Consider the following 23,851-nt stretch of genomic DNA (forward strand, 5'->3'; position numbering starts at 1 on the left):
AAGAGCGGTGGCGGCCCCGCATCCTGCGGGCCCTTCAGCGCTTGATGAACGTCATGGGCGGGCGGTCGTTCTTGCCCTTGCCCGCGGCCTTGAGCGCCGCCGGGTCCAGCCCGGACAGGTGGAGCGCCGTCGCGTAGACGTGGCCCGCGTCGGACACGAAGCTCGTGGGGTTCTTCGTCCGCCCCGGCACCAGCAGGCCCGTGTCCGCGTCGTACGCGGGGTCCAGCGTGCCGTTGGGCATCATCGGGATGCCGTCCAGTGACGAGCTGCCCACGCGGCCGTACTGCGTGTTGCCGCGCACGGTCCCACCCAGGAAGGCCACGCTGTTGACGCGCCAGTGCTGGCAGCAGTCCTGGAGCATGATCTCCTCGTACTTCTGCGCGTCCGTCACGCCCGCCTTGGTGAGGATGCCCTCCACGTCGCCCTGAATCGTGCGGCCCATCTCCGAGGCGAGGACGATGGTGGTGAAGTCGTAGTAGCTCTTGCCCGTGGTGCCGTAGGGCGTGGCCTTGAGCTTCGCCACCAGCGTCTTCAGCGGGTTCCAGAGGTTCTTGCGCATCATGTCGCGCTGCTCCGTCTGGCCCTTGTTGCTCATGATGGAGCGGCGGTCGCGGTGCGTGTCGAACTGGCGCAGGCCGCGGTTCTCGATGAAGAAGCCGATGGAGAGCCCCTTCGTCATCATCTCGTACGTCATCAACGCCTGCACGTTGGTGTTGGGCGTCTCCTTCGTGCGCGCGGGATTGCCGTTGATGGACGACGAGTCGGTGGCCTCGTCCGCCGCGGTGATTCCGAACTCGGCGCGCAGCGTGGTGTTGGTGAACAGTGTGCGCGGGTCCAGGTTGATGCTGCCGCCGGCCGTCAGCGCGCGATGGATTTGCAGCGCGGAGTTGAAGGCGCGCACCGACTCGCTGTTCTTCTCCGCCAGGAAGCTCGACTGCAGGTTGTCGGTGAACTGGCGGATGCGCGCGTCGCGCTGACCCTGCGCCACGTTGCCCAGCGACGCCAGCCGCTCGCGCATCGCCGCGGGCGTCTTGCCGTAGAGCGTGTGCGCGTGCACCGGGCCCAGCTTCTCGTAGTAGCCCGTGCCCTCGGGATAGGACGGGATGGACAGCTCACCGTCGGACAGCCACCGGTGCCACGAGACGTGGGGCAACAGGAAGCCCGTCCCGTACGCCTCGCAGAACGCCTGCATCACCGTGCGCTCGTCCGCGCCCCGCTTGCCGGACAGCGACGCGCTGTACTTGCCGTAGTGGTACTCCCACCGTCCACCCGAGTGGAAGGTGTTGCCGTTGTGGCTGGACACCACCGCCAGCTCCGGGAACAGGTCCAGGCCGTCCTGCGCCAGGTAGCCGTACTGGATGTTGCCCTGCGTCCTGGGCGGGTCCGACGGCGTGGCGCCGTAGCCCTTGGGGCGGTAGCGGTGGTTCGTCCACGACGGCGTGGGCCGCAGCTCGCCCGCGGGGATGACGCGGATGGAGTCGTTGGGCGTGTGGACGGGGTTGAACATCGAATACCCGTCCCAGCCTCCCTCCTGGAACCAGTAGATGAGGAAGCGGGGGTTGTCGGCCTCGGCGGCGGCGGCCTCGGCGAAGCCCAGCTCCTTCTTCGTCCCGGGCACTCCGAAGGCGCGGAAGAAGCGGAGCCAGTCCAGGGTGCTGATGGCGGCGCCCGCGGCGGCGCCCGCGAGGAATCGGCGGCGGTTCATGGCGGCGGTCCTTTGGGCGGGTTACTGGCGCAGGTACTCAGGAGAGGTGGCGAGCGTCTTGAGCACGGCCTTGAGGTTGCCGTCGTGCTCGTGGCTGACGTCCCACAGGCGCTTGTAGATGACGCGCTCGTCCTGCTCGTGGCGCATCTCGCGGCCGAACAGGAGGGCGAACTGGGCGTTGAGCGTGCGGCGCACGAAGGCTTCCTTCTTCACCGCCTGCGTGGCGAAGGCCTCCATGCCCTGGCCCTTGAAGGCATACGTGGCGGCCAGGTTGCGGTCCGTGTCGTCCAGCGCGACGCCCTGCTCGTCCTGGGTGCGGTAGTTGCCCTCGTCATCCCAGCGCAGGCGCTGGTGCGCCAGGGGGGTGAGCGTCTGGTGGCAGGAGTAGCAGATGCTGCTGGGGTCCACGGTGGAGGACGCGGTGGCCGCGCCCCGCATGTCGAAGACCTCGGCGGGGACCTCGTACATCGTGCCCATGAAGTCCGTCATTACCCGCGCCGCGTAGTTGTAGTGCGGCAGGCCCGGCTTGTTCTTGATGAAGCCCTTCATCGTCAGCACGCCCGTCTTGCCGTGCTGCGTGGGGCGCGTCACCTGCTGGAAGCTTCCGTCCACCGAGTAGTCGCCGGTGAGCAGCTCCTCGAAGGGCCGCTCCTGCTCCACCAGGAAGGTCCACAGCCGCGCGGGCTCGTCCGTGTCGGGCGTGCCCTCGCTCTCGGTGCGCACGCGCATGCGCTTGAAGTAGTTCGTCCGGAAGTCCGCCGAGGCCAGGTAGCCGTCCACCAGGGCCTCCCACGACGTCTGTCCCCCCTCCAGCGCGGTGAAGTCCTGCGCGGACGGCGGCTTGCCGAGCAGGTCCATGGCCAGCTTCACCAGCAGCAGCCGCTCGCGCTCCTTGCCCGTGAAGCGCTCGTACGAGGGCGGCAGCGTGAAGAGGAAGTCGGGCGCGCGCATCAGCCCCTCGCACAGGCCGCTCCAGGCCTTGTTCGCGTTGGCCTCGATGTCCAACAGGTCCGTCACCAGCGCGTAGCCGTTGGCGCGCTCCTCGGGGGTGGAGGCGCGGTACAGCATCCGTCGGTAGAGCGTGTCCACCTTGGCCTTCGCCGCGTCCGCGCGCTGGGTGCCGGTGGCGGCCTCCGTGGGGCCGTACACCACGAGCGCGTCCACGTGCAGGTTGCGGTCGCAGACGCCCGTCTCGCCGTAGTCGTTGGTGAAGCCCACCGTGAGGATGTGGTCCCCGCCGGCGACGGCCTGCGTGTGCACGAAGTCCGCGTAGGCCGTGTTGTTGGAGACGCTCCACTCCTTCACCAGCACGCCGTCCACCTTGAGCTGCATGTTCGGCAGGTCCGGGCCGCACAGGTCTCCCTTGGCCTTCACCGTGAAGCGGTAGGTGGCGGACGCGGGGAAGACGTAGGGCTGCAGCGTGGTGAGGGTGCCGGTGGTGTAGAGGTTCCAACCGGTGCTGCCGGACTTGCCGCCGGTGCTCGCGAGAATCTGCGTGCCCGCGGGGACCGTCATGCCGTCGCGCACGGCGGCCTCCATCTCGTACGTCTTCGTGGAGGGCGCGGGGATGTCCGTCAGCGGCTGGGCCAGGTCCAGGCCCGTGAAGGGGCCCGTCTTGTTGGTGGCGGCCGTGAGGCACACGTCGCGCGACAACTCATCCAGGCCCAGGAAGAAGTCGGCGGTGGCGACGCGCGCCTCGACGAAGTGGTCCTTGTAGTCCACGCCGCCCAGCAGGCCCACGTTCTGCGCGAAGCGGTCCTGTCCGCCGCGCACCCAGTCGTCGTTGAAGACGGCCTTCACCTTGCCCTTGAGCTGCTCGAAGCCCAGGAAGGGATTGTCATACGTGGCCACGGCCGGGCCCCGGTAGGGCTCCAGGAGCGCCTGGGGGAACTCCTCGTCCGGACGCGACGAGGGCTGGCGCGTCTCCACCGCCTTGAGCTGGCAGGTGAGCGCGGCCACCGCGGCGATTTCGCGCGCGTTCCACGCAGGCTCGCCGCGCGGCATGCGCGCGCTCTCGTCCGTCGTCACCAGGCGCGACAGCATGGAGCCCGACGCGGGCGTGAGGTAGCCGGCGGCGCGGATGGCGTAGAAGTTCTCCACGCCGTTGAGGCCCACCTTGAAGAGCCGCCCGCTCGTCGTCGCGTGGCAGGAGATGCAGCCGGACACCTCGCGCACCAGGGCCGGGTGCACCTCGCGCTCGAAGTCGGAGGCGATGCTCGCGAGCGTCACGCCCGCCGGCACCCGGTCCAGGTCACAGTCGAGCGTGCCGTCCTGCTGCACGGGCGGCGGTTGGGGGTTGGGGTTGCCGGGGCCCGGCAGACCTTGCATGTCGAGCGTCGCCTCTCCGAGGCATCCGGCGACGAACGACGCGAGCACTGCCACGGCGAGGCTCCACGGGCGCGAGGGGGTAGCGCTCATGTGGCCCTCCAGGGGGTGAGGGGTGACCCGATGCTGGCACGACCAGGGGGCGATTGACCAGTCGTGAACATTGCTCAACGCGACAAAACAGGAAGTTATCGGACTCCTTGGGGTTCAAGTTGCCTCAAGCAGGCGAGGAAGCGGGCGCGCGAGGGGTGCTCCTCTGTGGGCAAGAGGAGGTGCACCTTGGGGGCAGGAGGTGGAACGCATGGCCTGGCCCGAGACGGCGTCGCCCTACGAGCGGCGCTCCATCATCCGAGGGATGCGCGTGCGCGATGAGGGCGGCGCGCTGCTGGGATACGTGGCGATGTTGAGCGACACGCACCTCTACCTGCGCCGCTGGCCCTTCAGCCGCAAATGGGGTGAGGTGCCCATGGCCCGGGTGAGACATGTTTCACGGGGCGCGGTGGAGCTGGAGGGGCGCGGGCTCACGGAGGTGGCGCCTCACTCACCGCACGGGGAGATCACCACGCAGACGCTCCCCCTGGTGGAGCCCGGCGGCGTGCCCGAGGCGGACGCGGCCCCGGCCGAAGCCGAGGCGTCCCCCACCTGACGGGTCTGCGGTTGGTGCGGCGCGGCGCGCTGAAGTGTGCTTCAAGGAGGCGCCATGTTGCCCATCGAAGAACTGTCCCAGAAGGTCTCGGCCGCGTTCGCGGACCGGACGAAGCTCAAGGATGCGGACTTCGTGTCCGCCGTGCGCGAGACGGTGGCGCGGCTGGACGCAGGCGAGCTGCGCGTGGCGGAGAAGGGCCCGGACGGCTGGAAGGTCCACGCCTGGGTCAAGGAGGCCATCCTCCTGTTCTTCGCCGTGTCGGAGATGAAGGTGATGGAGGTGGGGCCCTTCGAGTTCCACGACAAGGTCCCCTTGAAGAAGAACCTGGACAAGGCGGGCGTGCGGGTGGTGCCGCCGGGCACGATTCGCTACGGGGCCTTCGTGGAGAAGGGCGCGGTGGTGATGCCCGGCTACGTGAACATCGGCGCGCGCGTGGGCGCGGGCACCATGGTGGACACGTGGGCCACGGTGGGCAGCTGCGCGCAGGTGGGCAGTGACGTGCACCTGTCGGGTGGCGTGGGGCTGGGCGGGGTGCTCGAGCCGCCCACCGCGTCCCCCGTCATCATCGAGGACCGCGCCTTCCTGGGCAGCCGCTGCATCGTGGTGGAGGGGGTAGTGGTGGAGGAGGAGGCGGTGTTGGGCGCCAACGTGGTGCTCACCGCGTCCACGCAGATCATCGACGTCACCGGCCCCGAGGAGCGCGTCTACAAGGGCCGCGTCCCCGCGCGCAGCGTGGTGATTCCGGGCATGCGCGAGAAGCAGTTCCCCGCGGGCAAGTACATGGTCCCGTGCGCGCTCATCATCGGCCAGCGGACACAGTCCACGGACAAGAAGACGAGCCTCAACTCGGCCCTCCGCGACTTCGCGGTGGCCGTGTAGCCCCAGGGAAATCCACCAGGGCGGCGGCTTCCGTAGTGCTCGTGTGACGGGACGGGATGGGACGTGATGACGGAGCACCTCGACGACATCCTGGCCGAGTGGGCACTGGGGACGCTGGACTCCTCCTCGCGGGAGGCGTTGGCGCGGCACCTGGCGGCGTGCGAGCGCTGCCGGGTCGAGGCCGACCGCCTGGCCTCGGTGCGTGAGGGCCTGCTGGCGCTGGAGTCGCCGGTGGAGCCTCCGGCCGGGGTGCTGGCCGCGTTGATGGCGCGGATGGAGGGGCCGCGCCGGCTGGAGCGCTTTGTGGAGAAGCTGGCGGCCTTCTTCGACGTGACGCGGGAGCGGGCGAGTGCGCTGCTCGAGTCGCTGGAGGACGCGTCGCTGTGGATGCCGGGGCCGGTGGAGGGCTCGGAGCTGTTCCCGGTGGAGACGGGCCCCGCGCGCGAGGGGATGATGGCGGCGGTGCTGAAGTTGAACCCGGGCGTGCGCTACCCGCGTCACCTGCACCTGGGTCGCGAGTGGAACCTGGTGCTGGAGGGGGGCTTGCGCGAGGACGGCGGGCGCGAGGTGTGGCCCGGTGAGACGCTCGACAAGCTCGAGGGCAGCGCGCATGGCTTCACCGCGCTGCAGGGCCCCGCGTGTCTTTGCGCGTCGCTCCTGGAAGGCGCGACGGAGTTCGAGGAAGAACTCGCACCGCCTGGCTGAATTCAGTTAGGCTTTGAGGCATCTGGCGCCCCTACTTCGTCCATGAATCCCCGTTGGCTTGCCAGCGGGGATGGGGCGCCGACTTTTTCTCCGGTCGGAGGGGACATGCCTCGGGTGCTGCGTGACGTCGTGGACTCACTGACGCACGAGGGGGCCGCCGCCTTCGACTTGTCGAAGACAGACCCGCTGCTGCACCTGACCTTCACCCAGGGCGCGGCGCTGCTGGAGGAGACCTTCTACCGGACGCAGGTGGAGGAGATCCGCTCCTACGCGGCGGCGCTGCTGGCGGCGGAGCGACACGAGCGCGGCTTCGGCTGGAAGTTCGGCGCGTACATGAGAGACCCCGTGAAGGGGAAGGGCAACCGCATCCAGGGGAGCGTGGCGCCGGCCATCCTCGCGGCGGCGGACCCGGAGGGGCCCTTCACGGAGGAGTACACGTTCCGGTGTCTCCAACACCGCGCGGATGACGTGGCGCTGTTCCTGACCCACTTCGAGAACCTGGGGCTGGGCGAGGTGCCGCTCGCGGCGCGCAAGGGCATGGCTCGGGCGCTCGCGCGGATGGATGTGTATCAGCTGCTCAAGTACGCGCGTCGGCAGTTCCCGTTGGCGCGGCGGCGGAAGAACGGTCAGCGCGCGAGCCTGCGGCTGGTGGACGCGATGGGCGTGGCGAAGGCGCACCTGGATGAGCGCACGCTGAAGCTCTATGGGTACCTGCATGCGCCCACGCGGGAGCGCGGGCCGTTGGCGGCGGGGCTCGAGCTGCTGGAGGCGCGGCGCGCGTTCTTCGGTGGTGACGCGAGCGTGGAGCACTTCGTGAACGGGCGCCTGACGACGGAGCAGGCGTTGTCCTTCATGGGGTCGACGGAGGAGACGTGGCGGCGCGTGCTGGACGTGCCGGGGCTGCTGCCGGACCTGGCCTTCAAGGGCTACCTGCGAGCCATGTACCTGGCGGGCATCCCCGTGGAGACGCTCCTGACGGAGGCCCGGCGGAGGCGCTTCGCGGGCCTGTGGCCGCATCAGGTGTATATGGGCTGGCTGGCGGCGGTGAATGGCAGCAACCGCATGGACTTCAGCGGCGATGAATGGGTCTTCCGGGCGGACCCCGTGCCCGCGCTCGCGCCCGTGTTCGAGGCCATCCTGGAGCGGGTGTGCGAGGGGTTGCTGCCGCAGGGGTTGAGCCTGGGGCTCGCGGACATCTCCGGCTCCATGTTCGGCGCGGCGCTGGGCGGCGCGAAGAGCAGCGCGAAGGTCGGAGACGTGGCGGTGGTGCTGTCGGCGGTGATGGCGCGCGAGCTGGGGTACGCGGCGACGTTCTCCGACGATGTCTTCCTCGAGCAGCGTCGGCCCAAGCAGGGCGTGTTCGACCTGGCGATGCGGCTGCGGGAGGGGAAGGGCTGGGGCGGCACGCAGGTGGCGAACTCGGTGGTGAACCTGGTCGCCCAGTTGCTGGAGGCGCCGGCCCGACCGAGGCCTCGCACGCTCTATTTCTTCTCCGACATGCAGTTCCATCCGCCGGAGGTGCAGACGCTGTCGCCGGCGAGGGTGGCGTGGCTGCGCGAGCATGGCATCGCGTTCGACGCGAGCGTGCCGCCGCTCCAGGCCGCGCTCCAGGCGTGGCACCGCGCGCTGGGGCCGGTGGACGTGGTGCTGTGGAACCTGGCGGCCTATGACGCCTCGCCGCTGCCGTCGCGCGTGCCCAACGTGCTGATGCTGTCGGGCTTCGACGCGAACTCCTTCCGTCACGTGTCCGCGTGGCAGGCGGCGGGCAGTCCGGCGGCGCCCGAGAAGCCGGCCCTCGCGGTGACGGACTCCGACACCGGGAAGAACCCCGGCGTGGAGCTCGACTTCATCCGGACGTTCTGACGCGGGAGGCGTGCTCCCGCGCCATCGCCACGGGGCTACTGCTCGCGGAAGACGGGCAGGCCCTTGCTGATGCGGTCGAAGAGCGCGCCCTTGTCGATGCGGGCCGGCTCGCCATCCTCTTCGTCCCTCTCCCCGGCTGGCTCGAGCACCTCGTCGACGAAGAGGGCCTTCAGCTGCTCTCCCACGCCGTCGCCGTAGCCCTGCGCGTAGGTGTCGATGTCGAAGTGGTGCTGCGCGTCGACGCGGGCATCGAAGGCGTGGTCATCCTCGATGACGACGCGGGCGCGGATGGTGTTCGCCGCGAGGATGTGGTCGTTGTAGTAGCCGAGCACCACGTCGCGCGCCTCGATGTCCTTGCTGACGCTGAACTCGCCGCTCGAGTAGAGCCCGTGGCACTTCAGCTGGCCCAGGATGTTCACCAGCGAGTCGTTGCCCGAGTCCCACACCACGCCGTGCACGATGACGTCCCCCGTCACCGCGAACGGCCGGTCGATGTTCAGGTCTCCGTCCACCTCCAGGTCACCGTGGTGGAAGAAGGCTCTCCGGATGTTCAGCGAGTCCTTGATGTGGATCTTCCTGGGGGGCGCGGTGAGCGTGTCCCGCAGCGTCTCCAGCTTGCCGAGGGCCTCGGCGGGGTCGCCGTAGCCGTGCAGCCCCGTGATGGCCTCCTGCGCGGAGGCGATGGCGTGCTTGAAGGAGAGCTTCTGCTTCTTCTCCGTCAGGGCTCCGCGGAACGCCACCTCGTCGATGGGGTAGGGGGCGAAGACGTCATCGCTCAGGGAGATGGCGACGCTGGCCTTGCCGCCCGCGGCCTCGAGCGCCTGGATGACGGCGTTGAACCCGGCCGTCCGCTTGTTGTGCGCGACCCAGACCTCCTCCTTGGTGCGCAGGGCGATGCCCAGCGGCGTGCGGCCCCGGCCGTCGATGGCGTTCGCCTCGGCGCCGCGCTCGAGCATCAACTGGATGACGTCGGGGTCTCCGGAGACGATGGCGCTGTGGAGCGGCGTCTCGCCCTTCTCGTTGCGCGCGTCGAGGCGGCCCCCCGCGTCGAGCACCTCCCGGAAGAGCTTCGCGGTTGTCCATCGGAACGCGCCGCTGTTCCCGTCCGTCACGTCCGAGGCCACCTTCCCACCGGCGGTCTTCAGCAGGGCGATGATCTCCATGGCCAGCGCCTCGTTCTCCGGCGTCGTCTCCGAGGGGAGGGCCCTGATGAGCGGCGTCTGCTGGTGGTTGTCCCGCGCATTCACATCCGCGCCCGCCTCGATGAGCGCGCGCACCACCTGGACATCCGGGAGCGGGTCCGACTTCAGGTACTGCCCCTGGACGGCGAGATGCAGCGGGCCCTGGCCATTGACGTCCCGCGCGTTCAGGTCCGCGCCGTCGGCGATCAGCTTCTTCACCGCGTCCAGGGTCAGCTCCTTCTTCCATCGGCGCTTGTCCCCGCAGAGGGAGAGCAGGGCCTGGGTCGCTTCGCTGTTCGACGACATTTCATCCTCGGAGGATTGGGGGCGAGGGCAGCTTCGGTGAACGTGCGATCAGTGTCACGCCCTGCCTTCGAGTGAGACGTGGGAATCACCGGGCGTCAATCCGGATGGGCTGGAGTCCAGGGGAGACCGGTTCGTTGTCGAAGAGTGGGGAGGCCAGCGAAGGGGGAGGGGGTGGGGTTATGGTAGTGACCGAATGTCCTCTCAAGACCTCGCCATGAGGCTCGCCCGCACGACGCTCGAGCTGTGCCGCATCTCCAGTCCCATCACGCAGGAAGGCCCCATCGCGGATTTCGTCGAGCGCTGGGCGCTCCAGCACTTCCCCCCTGGGGAGGTCTTCCGCGTGGGGCACACGTTGTTGCTCGGTCGACTGGAGGACCCTCGTCCCACGGTGGCGCTCATCGGCCACCTGGACACGGTGCCCGCGCACCCGAGCGACCAGGGACGTGAGCCTCGCATCGAGGGTGAGCGTGTCTTCGGCCTGGGTGCGTCGGACATGAAGGGTGGGCTGGCGGTGATGATGGCGCTGGCGGAGGACCTCCGTCGCGACACGCTGCCCGTCAACCTGGCCTTCCTCTTCTACGAGCGTGAGGAGGGCGCCTATGCGGAGAGCGGCCTCATCCCGCTGTTCGCGGCGCGCCCGGACCTGGCGAAGGTGAAGTTCGGCATCGCGATGGAGCCCACGGACAGCGAGGTGCAGGTGGGCTGCGTCGGCTCCATGCAGGTGACGGTGCGCTTCGGCGGACGCAGCGCGCACTCGGCGCGGCCGTGGCAGGGGGAGAACGCCATCCACAAGGCGGGCCCGTTCCTCACGGAGCTGTTGGCGCGGCAGCGGGTGGAGGTGGACGTGCAGGGCTTCCGCTTCTACGAGGTCATCAACGCCACGCTCGCCAAGGGGGGCCGCGCGCGCAACGTCATCCCCGAGTCGTTCGAGCTGAACCTCAACTACCGCTTCGCGCCGGGCAAGAGCATCGAGCAGGCGAAGGCGGATGTGCACGCGCTCGTCGCGGGGAGGGCGGAGGTCATCATCACGGATGCCTCGCCCAGCGGGCCCGTGGTGGCGGGCAATCCGCTGTTCCAGAAGCTGCTGGCCATCACCGGGCTGCCCGCCGCGTCGAAGCAGGCGTGGACGGACGTGGCTCGCTTTGGTGAGTGGGGCGTGGACGCCATCAACTACGGGCCCGGTGAGACGGCGCAGGCGCATCAGGCCAACGAGAGCGCGCCCATTGCTCCGCTCGCGGTGGCGTACGAGAAGCTGGCCGCGTTCCTCAAGGGTTGAGGGGTGGGCTTCGGCAAGGGACGCGTGGGCGGACTAGAGTCCACGCCGTCCACCATGTCGACGAGCCCTCCCGTGCCGTGGAGTCCCGTGTCCCCCGCCGAGGCCTCGTCCACCGGGGCTCGGTGGGGACTGTCGTCCCGGTGGTTCTGGCCCGTGGTGATTGGGGCCGGATACACGGTGCTCGCGCTGCTCTATGGGGCGCAGCTCTTCGTGTACCGCGCCTCGCACGGGGAGCCGCCGCGCCTGGGCGAGGCCCTGCTGACGGGCGCGTGTGTCTGGTACACCTGGGCGGCGCTCACGCCGTTCGTGCTGGCGGTGGCGCGTCGCATTCGCTCGATGGGCCGGCCGTGGTTCGTGCAGTTGTTGCTGCACTTGGTGCCCGGGGTGGGCTTCGCGGTGCTGGCGCTGGGGCTGTTCGCGGTGCTGCGCGAGTGGCTGGTGGTGGAGGTCAGCGGCGGTGCGTCCGCGGCGTGGACGTACTTCCTGTTCATCGCGTCGAAGACGACGGACTTCGACCTGCTCATCTACTTCTCCCTGGTGGGCATGGAGGCCGCGGTGGCGTCCGCCCGGCGGATGCGCGAGGAGGCGGTGCGCGCGTCCCAGCTGGAGGCGCAGCTCGCTCAGGCCCAACTGCAGCTCTTGCGCAGCCAGCTGCAGCCCCACTTCCTGTTCAATACGTTGCACGCCATCTCCGCCCTGATGCACCGGGACGTGGAGTCCGCGGACCGGATGGTGGGGCAGTTGAGCGAGCTGCTCCGCTCGAGCCTGGAGCGCGATGGGCGACACGAGGTCCCGCTCTCCGAGGAGCTGGAGCTGCTGTCTCCCTATCTAGACATCGAGCGCACGCGCTTCTCGGACCGGCTCCAGGTGGACGTCGACGTGGCGGAGGACGCGAGGGACGCGCTGGTGCCGTCGTTGTTGCTCCAGCCGCTGGTGGAGAACGCCATCCGCCATGGCATCGCGCCGCGCAGGGGACCTGGGAGGGTCTGGGTCCGGGTCCAGCGTGAGGGCGCGCGGTTGGCGTTGGAGGTGGAGGACGACGGGGTGGGGCCGCCGGTGGGGCGGACGGAGCTGGAGGAGGGAATCGGGCTGGGTGCCACGCGGGCGCGACTGCAGCGACTACACGGTGCCGAGCAATCGCTGACGTGGAAGGCGCGTGCGCCGAGCGGGTTCCTGCTCTCGCTCTCGCTGCCCTATCGGAGGACGCGGGCATGACGGTGCGCACGCTCATCGTCGATGACGAGCCGCTGGCGCGCGAGCGGCTGCGGACGTTGCTGGCATCGGAGACGGACCTGCATCCGGTGGTGGAGTGTGGGGACGGACAGGAGGCGCTGGAGGTGCTGGCGCGCGAGCGGCCGGCGCTGGTGTTCCTGGATGTGGAGATGCCGGAGCGGGACGGGTTCGGCGTGCTGGCGGAGATGGGGCAGACACCTCCTCCCGTGGTCGTCTTCGTCACCGCATGGCCGCAGCACGCCCTGCGCGCGTTCGATGCCGCCGCGGTGGACTACCTGCTCAAGCCGTTCACGGTGGAGCGCTTCCGGCGCACGTTGACGCGGGTTCGGGAGCGACTGACGGCGCCTCCAGGCGATTTGCGGCAGCAGCTCCAGCGGATGTTCCAGGAGCTGAAGCCGGAGCCCACGGAGCGGCTCGTGGTGAAGTCGGCGACCCGGACGCTGCTCGTGTCGGTGGAGGACCTGGACTGGGTGGAGTCCGCGGGGAACTACGTCACGCTGCATGTCGGCACGGAGACACATCTGCTGCGCGAGACGATGGCGGAGCTGGAGGGACGGCTGCCGGCGCGACGGTTCGCGCGGGTGCACCGCTCGGCGCTCGTGAACGTGGACCGGATTGTCTCCCTGTCCCCCACGCTGTCCGGGGACCACAGGCTGGTGCTGAAGGATGGACAGGAGCTGACGCTGAGCCGCACATATCGGACCCGACTGGAGCAGGTGCTCGGCCATCCGCTGTGAGCCGCGTCAGTCCTCTTCGAGCAGGGCGAGGGCGAGGGGCTTCGTCGTCCGGTTCAGGTTGATGGGCGACACCGCGCGGATGCGCTCCACCGACTCGCGGTCCCCGAGCAGCGCGAGCCCCAGGGAGGCCAGCCCATATTCGTGACAGGAGTTCGTCCTGGCGAAGAACGACTCGTCGAACACCCGCCTCAGCGTCGCAATCGCCCCTGTGTCCCCCGCGAGCGCCTGACGCGCGGCCGCCGCGAGCTTCCCGTAGCCCATGGCGTCGTCTCCGCCCCACCGCGTGGGCGACTCCCAGTGGACCACCTGCTCCAACAAGAGCGCCCGCGCGCGCTCCACGAGCTTCTGCCGTTCCTCGGCCGTCATGATGTCGGAGAGGGTAACCCCCTCCGAGGTGCCCCTGACAGCGGGACACTCATCCTTCGCCATCCGCGTCTCGTCCCTCCCCTCCGCGTCTCATCCCATCGCCGCCCCACGGTGACGCGCGCTCCTTAGCCTCGTCCGCGCGATGGGGGGCACGACGCCTCTCCAGGAGGACTCGGACATGCGGCAGGTCATCTGTGTGGGATTGGCATCACTCATCACCGCTTGCGCGACCGGCCGGTCCGCCCAGGCCGCCAACGCTGGCACCGCCGCGGAGCAGGGGCGCCCCTTCAGCGAGGCCGCCGTCACCGTGATGCAGGCCTACGACCTGGAGAGCCGCTTCGATGACGCCGTGTCGCTCGGCCAGTTCGCCAGTGCGCGCGCTCGGACCCTGAAGGACCCGGGGGGCGAAGCCCGCATCCTCGCCGAGCAGGGCCGCGTCATGTCCCGCATGCTCCGTCACCGGCCCGGGATGGACACCACCCAGGTGCTCGACGTGCTGCGCCGCGCCCGCCACCTCGCCGACGCCTCCGGGGATGCCCGCGCCCGCGTCGCCGCGCTCGATGCCGAGGGCATGTTCCACTACTTCATCGTGCTCCTCACCGGCCAGGGCGAGTGGGCCCCCGTCGTCTCCCTCTTCGAGCAGGCCCGAGACCTCGCCGCGTCCGCCGGTGACACGCGAGGTCACCTCGACGCCCTGTTCCACCTGGGCCTCACCCAACAGTTCCAGGGACAGACCGAGGCCGCGAGGTCGACCTACGCGCAGGGCCTGTCCCTCGCCCGCGCCTCGAACGATGTCCTGATGGAGTCCTACAACCTTCGCCACCTCGCCTCCCTCGACGAAGACCGGGGCGAGCTCGACTCCGCCATCACCCGGTATGAACAGTCCCTGCGGCTGCGTGAGCAGGTCGGCTTCGCCACCGGCCAGATGTTCGCCCTGGTCGCGCTGGCCAACGTGCGCTCGCGCAAGGACCCGAAGGACGCCCAGGCCCTGGTGCTCTCCGAGAAGGCCCTCGCCCTGGCGCGCGAGGTGAAGGACCCCGCCGGCCAGCGCGAGGCCCACACCTCCCTCGGCCGGCTCCACCTGCGTCGGGGGGACGTCCCCGCCGCGCTGCCCCATCTGGAGCAGGCCCTCACCAACGCGGAGTCCCACGAGGACTGGTGGTCCGCGGTCGATGCGTTGCTGGAGCTGGGCCGGGCCCACGCGCTGCTCGGGGAGAAGGCGCGCGTCGAGGAGCGACTGCGGCGCGCGCGCACCGTGGCTTCCTCACGAGGACTGAAGGAAGCGCTCGAGCAGGTGGAGAAGGCGGAGCGCGAACTCGGCTACGCACCCTGATGCGCGAAGCTCGACGCGCCATTCGTCCGCTGTCGTTCATCTTCGCGAGGGGGAGGGCTCTCATCGCGCGCGCACAGGCGTACGCTGCGTTTCGTATCGCCAGTTGTTCTCGTTCACCGGAGGAGATGGAATGACTCACGAGACCGTCAATTCGCAGATCACCGACAGCCTGGCCCCCTCGGAGATGGCCACGGCTCCCTCGACGCCCTCGACGCGCAAGTCGTCCACGCGGCGCCGTGGCGCCACGAAGAAGGCGTCGGGTCGCACCGGTGCTCGCGCGAAGAAGACCACCTCGCGCCGCAAGGCCGCGGCGAAGCGCACGACCACGCGCGGGAAGACCGCGCGCAAGAAGACCCCGGCCCGGAGCAAGCGGGGCGGTGCTCGCAAGACGACCGCGCGTCGGACCGGAACGGCGGGCCGCACCGCTCGCAAGAGCCCGGCCCGTGGCCGCACCACCGCGCGCAAGGGCGCCGCTCGCAAGGGCGCGGCCCGGAAGACCTCGCGTCGCACCCCGCGTCGCTAGGCGCCATGTCCCCACGCGCTGGTGAGCCGTCCGCCTCGGGATGCAGGTGCCTTCCGAGCGGCGGCTGACCGGACTTCCCGGCGCGAAGGCCCCTCGCCCCACACGCCGCTGACGTGCCCCGTTCGAGGCCCGGTGGGCTCAGCCGCCCCGGCGCCACGCACCCATCCCGCGATGCTGGACCCGACCCGAGGCCTGGCGCCTCTCGTCGCGGCGTGCGCCGGAAGTGTCCGTGCCATCCGAAGGCCGAGGGCCCCGAGTCGCGCTCGAGGCCCTCGCAGGCGCCTACTGCTTCATGCGCAGCAGGAACAAATCACTGCGCGCCGGCGCGCGCCGCCCGGTGCCGAAGTCCGAGTTGCGGTCCGTGTGACCGAACAGCAGGACATCACCGTCCGGGAGCATGCCCACGAAGCGGATGTCCTCCACGCCGTACAGCTCGCCTCTGGGTTGAGGCGGGTCGGAGATGTACAGCTTCAGCCCGAGCGACGCGCCATCCGAGGCGTAGCGCAGCGCCACCGGCTGCGCCGAGCCCAGTCCATCCGGCCCCGCCGCGCCATCCACGATGAGCGAGTACGTGAAGCCGCCCACCACGACCTCGCCCGAGGGCTTCACCCCGAGCGCCCCGGCCTGGAGCCCATCGCCCAGGTTGCGGCTCCAGCGCGCCTTGCCCATCGCATCCGCGGACACGAGGAACGGGCTCGCCCGGTACGCGTGTCCCTGGAGCTTCGCCGTCCCCCAGGACACCGTGCCCAGGAAGGACCCGAGCGCCACCACCGAGCCCTGCTCATCCACCCCCACGTCGCTCACCGTGCCCTTCGCCTGCGCGAGCGGCCGCGCCCAGGCCTGGGCCCCCGTCGGCAGATACGCCGCGACGAAGGGGCTGCCCTCGGCGGCGCCCTCTGAGCTCTGCGTCCCGAAGCGGACCGCGCCCACGTAGCGCCCGCCCACCACCAGGTGCCCGTCCGGGCCCAGCGCCATCGTGGTGATGAGGATGCGCGCCCCCTGACCCTCCGTCCGTCCGACGCTCAGCGCGTGCTCGGGCTTTCCCTCCACCGAGTACGTCACCACCACCGCGCCGGAGCCGACCACGCCCTCGCCAAAGTCGGTGGAGCCGGAGGTGTTGAACGCGACCATCGGCCGCCCCTGTACGTCGAGCAGCAGGTCCGCCACCGTCGCATCCCCCCCGGGGACTCGCGCCGTCCAGAGGAGGTTGCCCGCCGGGTCCAACCGCGCCACGAACGCGCCGTCGCCCAGCTCCTGGGGCTCGAAGTCCACCAGCCCCCGCGCATCCACGGCCACGAAGAGTCCACCCTCCGGGGCCGGCGCGACGCGTGCATTCACCTCCGCGAGCAGGGACTCCGGCGTCTCCGCCACGCGCACCGGATAGGCGCGTGTCCACCGCACCTCGCCCGTCTGCGTGCGTCGGGTGAGCACCAGCCGCACGGTGTTGTCCGTGGGCTGACGCTCCTGGAGGTCGTCCCACTCGTATTGCGCCGCCGTGAGGATGTCGCCGTTGGCGTCCACCGCGGCGCCCAGCGCCAGGTCATCCTGCGCGGTGCCCTCGCGCGCCATCCACAGCGTGCTCCCCGTCGTCGCCGGTGGCGGCGGAGGTGGAGGCTCCATGGGAGGAGGCCCCGCGTCGGGCGTCCCCGCGTCTCCTTCAGGAGGTGGCGTGCCCGCGTCCTCCTCGGGCGCGGGGAGCTCCTGCGCGGGTTCGGGGCAGCCCCCTCGACGTGGTTCGCTCACACAATCGGATGGGTCCTCCGTGTCCGCGTCATCACAGCCTGTCAGCCATCCCGCCCAACCCAGCGCTGTCGCGCACGCGACAGTCCGCAACCACCGCCGCCCTGGATGCATGAAGCCCCCTCCGCACTCGGAGGGTCTCCATGCTGGTAGGTGCCAGCAATACCGTGTGCGATGTCTGCTCGGTCGCCCGCTCCGACGCGCGCGTCGCGCTTCCCTCGAGGAGCGGACGCGTGGCCCCTGCGCGAACGCTCCGTCGCCACGGAGGGCGGCGCGTTACCCACGTGCGGGCACGCGCCTTCCCTCAGCGCCAGAAGCCGATGGACAGGCCGACGTTGGTGTAGCGGCTCGCCAGGTCGAAGGAGGCGTTGATGGACCAGTCCTCCCAGTAGCGCAGGATGAACACCTCGAAGCCGCCGGTGAGGTGCGGACGCGGCGGGCGACCATCGAAGGGCGAGGGCTCCGCGTACACCCCCGCGCGCAGGCGAATCATCCCCGGCACGGTGTCGTGCTCCACGCCCAGCCGGGGCGCGAACTCGGAGGTGTGGCCCACGAGCTGCTCCTGCGCCGTGGACGCGAAGGTGCGCAGCGGCACCGCGTTGTCCACGCCGGACAAGAGGTCCACCTGCGCGCTGATGAGCCACCGTCCCGCGGGCGCGTCCCGGGGCTCCTCCTCCGGCACCGGCAGCGCGTCCCCGTCCACGAGCAGCTGCCGCCGCGCCGCGGGGGACAGGCGGTTGTAGCGCTCCGAGCCTTCGCCCAGCCGCCAGCTCGCGCCCAGGGACAGCACCGCGGGCGACACCACCGCGCTGAACAGCGTGCGGTCCGCCAGCACCGGCGCCTGGCCGTCCTTGCGGCGCCAGTCCGCCACCACCTCCGGCCGCACGGTGACGCCCAGTCGCCAGGCGCGCCCATGGGGGCGGTACAGCATGTCCACGGCGACGCCGGTGTCGCCGTAGCGCCAGTCCTCTCCGCCGGAGGCCAGCCGGAAGGTCGCCTGCGCCGCGTAGATGCCCAGCGCGAGGATGAAGTCGTCCTGGCCGAAGGACACCGCGCCCGCCAGCACCGACTGCGTCATGGACACGCGGATGCGCTCGCTGTCCGTCGCGCACGCCACCGTCGCGCAGTAGGTGACGGCGCTGTTGCGCAGCGCGAAGCCGATGCCGAAGCGCTTGTATTGCAGCAGCAGGCCGCCCAACAGCTGCCGCCGGTCCTGGGACTCATCCGCGCGGCCGTCGTTGTCCACGTCGCGCGCGCGTCCACTGGTGAACGGCAGGTCCAGCCAGGACAGGGTGACGCCCAAATCCCAGTCCTTCTCCAGCGCGGGGCCCCGGTGGGCCAGCGCCGCCAGGTTGCTGGGGAAGCCCGCCGCGCCCTCGGCGATGCCCACGTAGGCGCCGCCGAGCGCGACGACGCGCGCCGAGCCCAACAGCGAGCCGGGGTTGAAGTACAGCCGCTCCGGCCGCGGCTCCGTGGGCGGCTCGTCCTGCGCGAGCGCGGCGGTGGACAGCACCACCACCGCGCACCCGACGAGCGCGCGCAGCCCCGCGAGCGCCCTGGAGGTCATCACGACGAAGACACTCACCGCGGGGGTGCTCACTTCTGGGGCACCACCTCGGCGAAGAGCCGGTCCGCCTCATGGGCCAGGTCGGTGTCCTTGGCCGTCAGCCCGTTGGAGTCGTGCGTGACGAGCGCCAGCGTCACCTTGCGCCAGCGGATGTCGATGTCCGGGTGGTGGTCCGCCTTCTCGGCGGCGTGCGCCACGCGCTCCACGAAGGCGATGCCCGCGAGGAAGGACGGGGCTTCGTAGGTGCGGCGAATCATCCCGCCTTCGTGCTTCCACTCGGGATGCTGGGCGAGGAAGGACTGGAGGGCCTCGGGCGCGAGCAGGGGGGCTTTCTGGGGCATGGTGCCCTCCTTCATATCCGCTTGGCCGCCCGAGGAAAGCACCCCGTCAGGGGGAGGACGTCCACGGATGGACGCGCACCCCCGGCACGCCGCTGTTGCTCACCGTCCAGGTGAAATGGTCCGAGATGCGCGTAATGTGGCTCGCGCGTCCGGGGCCGGGTAGCAACACGAGCACGAGCGCGGTTCGCTCGGCGTTCCACCTTGGCGTGGCGATGGGGCCGACTCCGCCCGAGGACTCGAGCAACGGATGGGAGGGCCCGGGCCGCAGCTCCTGCACGAAGCTGACGATGCTGCCATCCAAGGAGAGCGAGCCCGCCTCCTGGAGGCCGTGCGTGGTGCTCACTTCATAACGGTGCAGCACGGGGATGAAGCCGGTCGAGGTCTGCACGGTGTCGAGGGTCCACACCACGCCCTCGCCATGGCCCACGGGCACTCCGTCGAGGACCTCACAGCCTCGCGTGGTGCTGGCGAGATAGAAGCCCCGGACGTCCAGTTGGAAGGGGCAGGCCCTCGCGCGCGGGGTGAAGGTGGCGGGGTCCTGCGTGGAGCTCACCAGCCACACGGTGTCTGCGCCACGCAGCAGGATGGCGCGGGTGTTGTCGGTGCCGAAGGTGAAATGCGCCTCAGCCAGGGAGGTCCATCGGGTGTTGGAGAAGGCGAGCACCCCTTCCCCCTCGCGGAAGATGAAGCGGTGCAGCGTCGTCGCGTCCGCCACCAGGTACTCGTCCTCGGTGGCGAGCCGCGAGTGGGGCGTGCGGTCCGTATCGTACGAGCCGGGCGGGAGGGGCGCGGTCCCCGTGAGGACGAGGGGGCCGGTGCCCGTGTCGACGTAGCGGCGCACCTCCGTGTCCGTCATCGACCACACCACGTCTGCTGCCACGGCGGTGGCGGGCTGCGTGTCACGGCCCACGAGCTGGGGCAGGTCTCCCGGCTCGCGCAGGGCCATGTTGTCGCACAGCCAGGTGCCGCTGTGCGTGCGGTCCACGAAGAGACAGGAGGCGCGCGCGGTGAGGCTGGCCACCGGGGCGCGCGAGCGCTCGTCCCGGGCCACGTGGACGTCGAACTGACGCAGGCTGCCCACGGGCGCGAAGGCGACGATGACGTGATGTCGGCCCGTGGACCGCGGGGTGAAGCGCACGGTGGCGAACCAGGTGCCCGTCTTCAGCTCCGCCGTGGCGGGCACGGGCAGGTTGTCGGGGCCGTGGACCTCCACGGTGACGGACTCGGGCGTGTGGGCGTCCTTTGGCGTGTCGCAGACCTGGGGGCTGATGGCGGGGACGCGCACGCTCGCCGCCTCCCCCTCCGCGATGATGAGCGTGGGGGGCTCCGCCGCGCCGGTGAGGAAACACTCCTCGGGGGGCAGGACGCCCGGGCACCCCGTGAAGAAGGCCAGGGCGAGCAGGAGGAGCCCCCGCGACTTCATGCGCGCTCCACCGCGCGCTTCCACTTGGCGAGGTGGCGCTCGCGCTCGGGCGGCTTCATCTTCGGCTTGAAGGTCTTGTCCGCCTTCCACGCGCGCTTGATGGCCTCCGGGCTGTCCCACACGCCCGCGCCCAGGCCGCCGAGGAAGGCCGCGCCCAGGCTGGTGGTCTCCAGGTTCTTCGGGCGCACCACGGGGACGCCGAGCAGGTCCGCCTGGTACTGCATGAGCAGGTTGTTGGCCGCGGCGCCGCCGTCCGCCTTGAAGACGGGGATGGTGCGTCCGCTGTCGCGGCGCATGGCCTCGGCCAGGTCGTGAATCTGCAGGGCGATGCCCTCGAGCACCGCGCGCGCCATGTGGGCCACGGTGGTGGAGCGGTCCATGCCGGCGAACAGGCCGCGCGCCTCGGGGCGCCAGTGCGGCGCGCCCAGGCCGGCGAGCGCGGGGACGAAGACGACGTCGCCGGAGTCCTTCACGCTGGCGGCGAGCGCCTCGATGTCCGGGGCGCGCTTGATGGCCTTGAGGCCGTCGCGCATCCACTGCACCGCGGCGCCGGCGATGAAGCTGGAGCCCTCCAGCGCGTACGTGGTGGAGCCGGTGCCGCTCAGGCGCCACGCCACGGTGGTGAGCAGACCCGCCGACGAGCGCACCGGCTCCGTGCCGGTGTTCATCAGGAGGAACGCGCCGGTGCCGTAGGTGCACTTGGATTCGCCGGGCTCGAAGCAGGCCTGGCCGAAGAGGGCGGCCTGTTGGTCTCCGGCCATGCCCGCCACGGGCACGCCGTCCGGCAGGCTGCGCATGCCGCGCGTGGTGCCGTAGACCTCGGCCGAGCCGCGAATCTGCGGCAGGCACGCGCCGGGCACGTTGAGCAAGGAGCGCATCTCATCGCTCCACTGCAGGGTGCGCAGGTCCATCAGCAGGGTGCGGCTGGCGTTGGACACGTCGGTGACGTGGGTGGTGCCGCCGGTGAGCTTGTAGACGAGCCACGTGTCGATGGTGCCGAAGCACACGTCGCCGCGCTCGGCCTTGGCGCGCGCGCCCTTCACGTGCTCGAAGAGCCAGGTGAGCTTGGTGCCGGAGAAGTACGGGTCCACCACCAGGCCCGTCGTCTCGCGCACGCGGGGCTCCACGCCCCGCTCCTTGATTTGGCGGCACAGGTCCGCGGTGCGCCGGTCCTGCCAGACGATGGCGCGGTGCAGGGGCTTGCCGGTGTCGCGAGTCCACAGGCCCGTCGTCTCGCGCTGGTTGGTGATGCCCACCGCGGAGATGTCCCGGCCGGTGAGCCCCGCGCTCTTGATCGCCCGGGCGATGCACCACTCGCTGGTGGCCCAGATTTCATCCAGGTCGTGCTCCACCCAGGACGGCTTGGGGAAGTGCTGGGTGAACTCCTTGTAGGACTTGCCCACCACCTTGAGCTTCGAGTCGAGGATGGAGACGTGGGTGCCAGTGGTGCCCTGGTCCAGGGCCAGCACGTACTTCGTCTTCGGCATGAGGTGGGTCCTCCCGGGGATGTGGGGGGAACCTACTCCACGTCCCCGGTCGGTGTGGATGGCATTGGCGTGGGGGTGTGTTGGCGCCCGCACGACTCGGGGGCCCGTGGGGGTCTTCGGCCTCGTGGCGGATGGGAGCAAATCGATGGCCGATGCGCGCAAGCAGGCCAACGGCCGCTGGCGCATCTTCCGCATCGTTCGCCGGGCCCTCGGGAGGGTCCGGCCTTTCGGCACGAGGTGGATGACGATGCGTGGGTTCGAGATGAGGTCGGTGGTGTGGATGTTGAGTGCGCTGTTGGGGATGGGCTGCGCGGGGACGAAGGCGGGCCTGGGGGACGCGCGGCTCGAGCGCTACACGAGTGACGCGAGCGGGTTCGACACGCACTCGTTCTTCTATGACACGGGCGCGGAGGTGGTGGTGTTCGACGCGCAGTTCACGGAAGGGGAGGCGACCCAGGTGCTCGAGCACATCCGCGCGCGCACCGCGCATCCCATCCGCTACGTGGTCATCACGCATCCGAACCCGGACAAGTTCAACGGCGCGGCGGTGTTCCAGCGCGTGGGGGCGAAGGTGGTGGCGAGCAAGGCCACCGCGGAGGCGATTCCCGCGGTGCACGCGTACAAAAAGTTCTATTGGGTGAACGTGGCGAAGGCCTTCACCGAGGAGACCTATCCCGCCGAGGCCACGGTGGACGTCACCTTCACGGGGACGTACTCGCTGCCGCTCGAAGGGGGCGCGAAGGTGGAGCTGACGGAGCTGAAGCACTCGGGTGTGACGGTGACGCAGACGGTGGCGTACGTGCCGGGGAGCGAGGCGCTCATCGTGGGGGATTTGGTGCACCACGGCGCGCATGCGTGGCTGGAGGGCGGGGTGCGCGAGGGCAAGGTGGTGCCGGACGTGGCGTCATGGAAGGCGGCGCTGGGGGAGTTGTCCGCGTGGCCGCGCGCCACGGTGCATGGTGGGCGGGGGGACAGCGCGCCGGTGATGGATGTGATTGAAGCGCAGCGGCGCTACCTGGATGGAATGGTGACGCTGGTGGAGGGGTACGCGGCGGAGCTGGGGGCGCGCAAGCCGGAGCTGTGCGGTGAGCAGGCGTCGACGCACTACGGGCAGCTGGAGAAGCGCGCGGTGGCGGCGTTCCCGGAGCTGAAGCTGCCGTACCTGGTGGGCTACGGCGTGTATGGTCTGGTCAACCGCGTCGCTTGCGGCGGGTAGGGGAGGGGAGCGGGGTGGTGCCCTTGGCGATGCGCTGACGGAAGTCGCGGGGGCGCTCGCGGGTGAAGGCGGTGAAGGCGTGGGTGAAGGCGGCGAGGCTCTCGAAGCCCACGGCGTAGGCCGTCTGCGTGACACGGGCGCCGTCCTCCGCGAGCAGCTCCATGGCGCGCAGCATTCGGGCGTCATGGAGGAAGCGGCGCCAGGAGGTGCGAGCCTCGTCCGTGAAGCGGCGGGCGAGGGTACGTTGGGACAGGCCCGCGGCCTTCGCCGCGCCCGCGAGGGTGACGGGGCCTGCGAGGTGGGCCAGGGTGTAGGCCATGGCGCGCTCGAGCTCGGGCGTGCGGGCGCGAGGCAGCCGCCAGTCGCGAGGCTCCGCGCTCCATTCGGACAGCAGGTGCGCGAGGGTGGAGAAGAAGCTCTCGGCGATGGGGTCGCGAGGTGAGCGCTCGGGGCCCCATCGGGTGGAGTGGAGGAGCATCTCGCGCGCCAGGGGTGGCAGGACGAAGACGCGGCAGTCACCCGGGGGCGCGGAGGGGACGCGCGAGGGCTTCAGGTAGACGGTGCAGAGGGTGGCGGGCTGGGTGGTGCGGACGCGGTGACGGGTGCCGGCGGCGAGCCAGGCGGCGCGTTGGGGAGGCAGGAGCCACTGGGCCTCGGCGACCTCGAGGTGGAGGGCGCCGCTGGCGGCGTAGAGGAGCTGGTGGCGACGGTGGGTGTGCCACGGAGAGGTGGAGGGAGACAGGGCGTCGGTGAGGCAGAAGGCGGACGCGGGCGCCGAGTCCACGTCGACCAGGGGTCTGGGCACGGCTCCTCCGTGCTCGGGCGCGCGGCGTCACGAGCGGGCCCGAGCATACGGTGGACGGTGTATCAGGCGGGCTTCGAGTTGGAGTGGTCGGTGGTCTTGCTGACCAGGTAGCCGCCGTGGCTGATGGCGAGCAGGGCGATGAAGCTCTGAGAGAGCGCGGGCAGGCTCATCGGCGGACTCGTGGGCTTATTAGA

The 23,851-nt window shown here is 70.5% G+C and carries 20 protein-coding genes; 10 read left to right on the forward strand and 10 right to left on the reverse strand.

What is annotated here, in order from left to right:
• Window positions 1–34: 34 nt before the first annotated feature.
• Both LXT21_RS10685 and LXT21_RS10690 read right to left on the reverse strand, forming a co-directional pair.
• Window positions 35–1,705 (reverse strand): DUF1501 domain-containing protein, encoded by a 1,671-nt coding sequence (locus LXT21_RS10685; protein WP_254038010.1) that lies wholly within the window; start codon window positions 1,703–1,705, stop codon window positions 35–37.
• Window positions 1,706–1,726: 21 nt separating this feature from the next.
• Window positions 1,727–4,123 (reverse strand): carbohydrate-binding domain-containing protein, encoded by a 2,397-nt coding sequence (locus tag LXT21_RS10690; RefSeq protein WP_254038011.1) that lies wholly within the window; start codon window positions 4,121–4,123, stop codon window positions 1,727–1,729.
• Window positions 4,124–4,331: 208 nt separating this feature from the next.
• Here LXT21_RS10690 and LXT21_RS10695 point away from each other — a divergent pair, with 208 nt between their 5' ends.
• The 4 genes from LXT21_RS10695 (at window position 4,332) to LXT21_RS10710 (ending at window position 8,123) form a co-directional block, all read left to right on the forward strand.
• A complete protein-coding gene (locus LXT21_RS10695; RefSeq protein ID WP_254038012.1) occupies window positions 4,332–4,676 on the forward strand; it encodes a hypothetical protein in 345 nt (114 codons plus the stop codon).
• Between the two features lie 54 nt (window positions 4,677–4,730).
• The gene (locus tag LXT21_RS10700; protein WP_254038013.1) at window positions 4,731–5,555 is read left to right on the forward strand and encodes a 2,3,4,5-tetrahydropyridine-2,6-dicarboxylate N-succinyltransferase; all 825 of its coding nucleotides are present in this window, start codon (window positions 4,731–4,733) and stop codon (window positions 5,553–5,555) included.
• A gap of 66 nt (window positions 5,556–5,621) precedes the next feature.
• A complete protein-coding gene (locus LXT21_RS10705) occupies window positions 5,622–6,260 on the forward strand; it encodes a zf-HC2 domain-containing protein (RefSeq protein WP_254038014.1) in 639 nt (212 codons plus the stop codon).
• Window positions 6,261–6,365: 105 nt separating this feature from the next.
• Complete coding sequence (locus LXT21_RS10710) at window positions 6,366–8,123, forward strand: hypothetical protein (protein WP_254038015.1); 1,758 nt, start codon at window positions 6,366–6,368, stop codon at window positions 8,121–8,123.
• A 35-nt stretch (window positions 8,124–8,158) separates the two neighbouring features.
• On the opposite strand, the gene LXT21_RS10715 is transcribed toward LXT21_RS10710, so the two are convergent.
• Window positions 8,159–9,610, reverse strand: coding sequence for an ankyrin repeat domain-containing protein (locus LXT21_RS10715; RefSeq protein ID WP_254038016.1), 1,452 nt, complete (start codon window positions 9,608–9,610; stop codon window positions 8,159–8,161).
• 193 nt (window positions 9,611–9,803) lie between these two features.
• Here LXT21_RS10715 and dapE point away from each other — a divergent pair, with 193 nt between their 5' ends.
• Genes dapE through LXT21_RS10730 form a run of 3 tightly spaced genes read left to right on the forward strand, consistent with a single transcriptional unit; the run spans window position 9,804 to window position 12,856 of the window.
• Window positions 9,804–10,886, forward strand: coding sequence for a succinyl-diaminopimelate desuccinylase (gene dapE, locus LXT21_RS10720; protein ID WP_254038017.1), 1,083 nt, complete (start codon window positions 9,804–9,806; stop codon window positions 10,884–10,886).
• A 54-nt stretch (window positions 10,887–10,940) separates the two neighbouring features.
• The gene (locus LXT21_RS10725; protein WP_254038018.1) at window positions 10,941–12,101 is read left to right on the forward strand and encodes a sensor histidine kinase; all 1,161 of its coding nucleotides are present in this window, start codon (window positions 10,941–10,943) and stop codon (window positions 12,099–12,101) included.
• Window positions 12,098–12,856, forward strand: coding sequence for a LytR/AlgR family response regulator transcription factor (locus tag LXT21_RS10730; RefSeq protein WP_254038019.1), 759 nt, complete (start codon window positions 12,098–12,100; stop codon window positions 12,854–12,856). Before LXT21_RS10725 ends, LXT21_RS10730 begins: the two co-directional genes overlap by 4 nt.
• A 6-nt stretch (window positions 12,857–12,862) precedes the next feature.
• On the opposite strand, the gene LXT21_RS10735 is transcribed toward LXT21_RS10730, so the two are convergent.
• The gene (locus LXT21_RS10735) at window positions 12,863–13,222 is read right to left on the reverse strand and encodes a hypothetical protein (protein WP_254038020.1); all 360 of its coding nucleotides are present in this window, start codon (window positions 13,220–13,222) and stop codon (window positions 12,863–12,865) included.
• 178 nt (window positions 13,223–13,400) lie between these two features.
• Here LXT21_RS10735 and LXT21_RS10740 point away from each other — a divergent pair, with 178 nt between their 5' ends.
• Window positions 13,401–14,555, forward strand: coding sequence for a tetratricopeptide repeat protein (locus tag LXT21_RS10740; RefSeq protein ID WP_254038021.1), 1,155 nt, complete (start codon window positions 13,401–13,403; stop codon window positions 14,553–14,555).
• A 130-nt stretch (window positions 14,556–14,685) separates the two neighbouring features.
• Window positions 14,686–15,078, forward strand: a complete 393-nt coding sequence (locus LXT21_RS10745) for a cell envelope biogenesis protein TolA (RefSeq protein WP_254038022.1) — start codon at window positions 14,686–14,688, stop codon at window positions 15,076–15,078.
• Window positions 15,079–15,360: 282 nt separating this feature from the next.
• Here the strand turns inward: LXT21_RS10745 and LXT21_RS10750 are convergent, their stop codons facing one another.
• The 5 genes from LXT21_RS10750 to glpK all read right to left on the reverse strand — a co-directional run bounded on the left by LXT21_RS10750 (window position 15,361) and on the right by glpK (window position 21,636).
• Window positions 15,361–16,821 carry a hypothetical protein gene (locus LXT21_RS10750; protein WP_254038023.1) on the reverse strand — a complete coding sequence of 487 codons (1,461 nt, stop codon included), beginning with the start codon at window positions 16,819–16,821 and terminating at the stop codon, window positions 15,361–15,363.
• A 301-nt stretch (window positions 16,822–17,122) separates the two neighbouring features.
• On the reverse strand, window positions 17,123–18,385 hold the full coding sequence (locus LXT21_RS10755; protein WP_254038531.1) for a hypothetical protein: 1,263 nt from the start codon (window positions 18,383–18,385) through the stop codon (window positions 17,123–17,125).
• 29 nt (window positions 18,386–18,414) lie between these two features.
• Complete coding sequence (locus LXT21_RS10760; RefSeq protein ID WP_254038024.1) at window positions 18,415–18,726, reverse strand: 4a-hydroxytetrahydrobiopterin dehydratase; 312 nt, start codon at window positions 18,724–18,726, stop codon at window positions 18,415–18,417.
• Window positions 18,727–18,772: 46 nt separating this feature from the next.
• Window positions 18,773–20,149 (reverse strand): hypothetical protein, encoded by a 1,377-nt coding sequence (locus LXT21_RS10765; RefSeq protein WP_254038025.1) that lies wholly within the window; start codon window positions 20,147–20,149, stop codon window positions 18,773–18,775.
• Complete coding sequence (gene glpK / locus LXT21_RS10770) at window positions 20,146–21,636, reverse strand: glycerol kinase GlpK (RefSeq protein WP_254038026.1); 1,491 nt, start codon at window positions 21,634–21,636, stop codon at window positions 20,146–20,148. The genes LXT21_RS10765 and glpK overlap by 4 nt, the downstream gene beginning before the upstream one ends.
• A 145-nt stretch (window positions 21,637–21,781) precedes the next feature.
• Here glpK and LXT21_RS10775 point away from each other — a divergent pair, with 145 nt between their 5' ends.
• Window positions 21,782–22,852, forward strand: a complete 1,071-nt coding sequence (locus LXT21_RS10775; protein ID WP_254038027.1) for an MBL fold metallo-hydrolase — start codon at window positions 21,782–21,784, stop codon at window positions 22,850–22,852.
• On the opposite strand, the gene LXT21_RS10780 is transcribed toward LXT21_RS10775, so the two are convergent.
• Window positions 22,827–23,657: an AraC family transcriptional regulator gene (locus LXT21_RS10780; RefSeq protein ID WP_254038028.1), complete on the reverse strand. Its 831-nt coding sequence runs from the start codon at window positions 23,655–23,657 to the stop codon at window positions 22,827–22,829. The two genes, LXT21_RS10775 and LXT21_RS10780, sit on opposite strands and share 26 nt — an antisense overlap.
• Window positions 23,658–23,851: the final 194 nt, after the last annotated feature.

Origin of the sequence: Myxococcus guangdongensis, from assembly GCF_024198255.1 — a bacterium.
GTDB classification, from domain to species: domain Bacteria; phylum Myxococcota; class Myxococcia; order Myxococcales; family Myxococcaceae; genus Myxococcus; species Myxococcus guangdongensis.

Excerpts from the sequence above, each read along its gene's own strand:
- LXT21_RS10685 (WP_254038010.1), bottom strand. The coding sequence starts at position 1,705 with ATGAACCGCCGCCGATTCCTCGCGGGCGCCGCCGCGGGCGCCGCCATC.
- LXT21_RS10690 (WP_254038011.1), bottom strand. The coding sequence starts at position 4,123 with ATGAGCGCTACCCCCTCGCGCCCGTGGAGCCTCGCCGTGGCAGTGCTC.
- LXT21_RS10695 (WP_254038012.1), top strand. The coding sequence starts at position 4,332 with ATGGCCTGGCCCGAGACGGCGTCGCCCTACGAGCGGCGCTCCATCATC.
- LXT21_RS10700 (WP_254038013.1), top strand. The coding sequence starts at position 4,731 with ATGTTGCCCATCGAAGAACTGTCCCAGAAGGTCTCGGCCGCGTTCGCG.
- LXT21_RS10705 (WP_254038014.1), top strand. The coding sequence starts at position 5,622 with ATGACGGAGCACCTCGACGACATCCTGGCCGAGTGGGCACTGGGGACG.
- LXT21_RS10710 (WP_254038015.1), top strand. The coding sequence starts at position 6,366 with ATGCCTCGGGTGCTGCGTGACGTCGTGGACTCACTGACGCACGAGGGG.
- LXT21_RS10715 (WP_254038016.1), bottom strand. The coding sequence starts at position 9,610 with ATGTCGTCGAACAGCGAAGCGACCCAGGCCCTGCTCTCCCTCTGCGGG.
- dapE (WP_254038017.1), top strand. The coding sequence starts at position 9,804 with ATGTCCTCTCAAGACCTCGCCATGAGGCTCGCCCGCACGACGCTCGAG.
- LXT21_RS10725 (WP_254038018.1), top strand. The coding sequence starts at position 10,941 with ATGTCGACGAGCCCTCCCGTGCCGTGGAGTCCCGTGTCCCCCGCCGAG.
- LXT21_RS10730 (WP_254038019.1), top strand. The coding sequence starts at position 12,098 with ATGACGGTGCGCACGCTCATCGTCGATGACGAGCCGCTGGCGCGCGAG.
- LXT21_RS10735 (WP_254038020.1), bottom strand. The coding sequence starts at position 13,222 with ATGACGGCCGAGGAACGGCAGAAGCTCGTGGAGCGCGCGCGGGCGCTC.
- LXT21_RS10740 (WP_254038021.1), top strand. The coding sequence starts at position 13,401 with ATGCGGCAGGTCATCTGTGTGGGATTGGCATCACTCATCACCGCTTGC.
- LXT21_RS10745 (WP_254038022.1), top strand. The coding sequence starts at position 14,686 with ATGACTCACGAGACCGTCAATTCGCAGATCACCGACAGCCTGGCCCCC.
- LXT21_RS10755 (WP_254038531.1), bottom strand. The coding sequence starts at position 18,385 with ATGACCTCCAGGGCGCTCGCGGGGCTGCGCGCGCTCGTCGGGTGCGCG.
- LXT21_RS10760 (WP_254038024.1), bottom strand. The coding sequence starts at position 18,726 with ATGCCCCAGAAAGCCCCCCTGCTCGCGCCCGAGGCCCTCCAGTCCTTC.
- LXT21_RS10765 (WP_254038025.1), bottom strand. The coding sequence starts at position 20,149 with ATGAAGTCGCGGGGGCTCCTCCTGCTCGCCCTGGCCTTCTTCACGGGG.
- glpK (WP_254038026.1), bottom strand. The coding sequence starts at position 21,636 with ATGCCGAAGACGAAGTACGTGCTGGCCCTGGACCAGGGCACCACTGGC.
- LXT21_RS10775 (WP_254038027.1), top strand. The coding sequence starts at position 21,782 with ATGGCCGATGCGCGCAAGCAGGCCAACGGCCGCTGGCGCATCTTCCGC.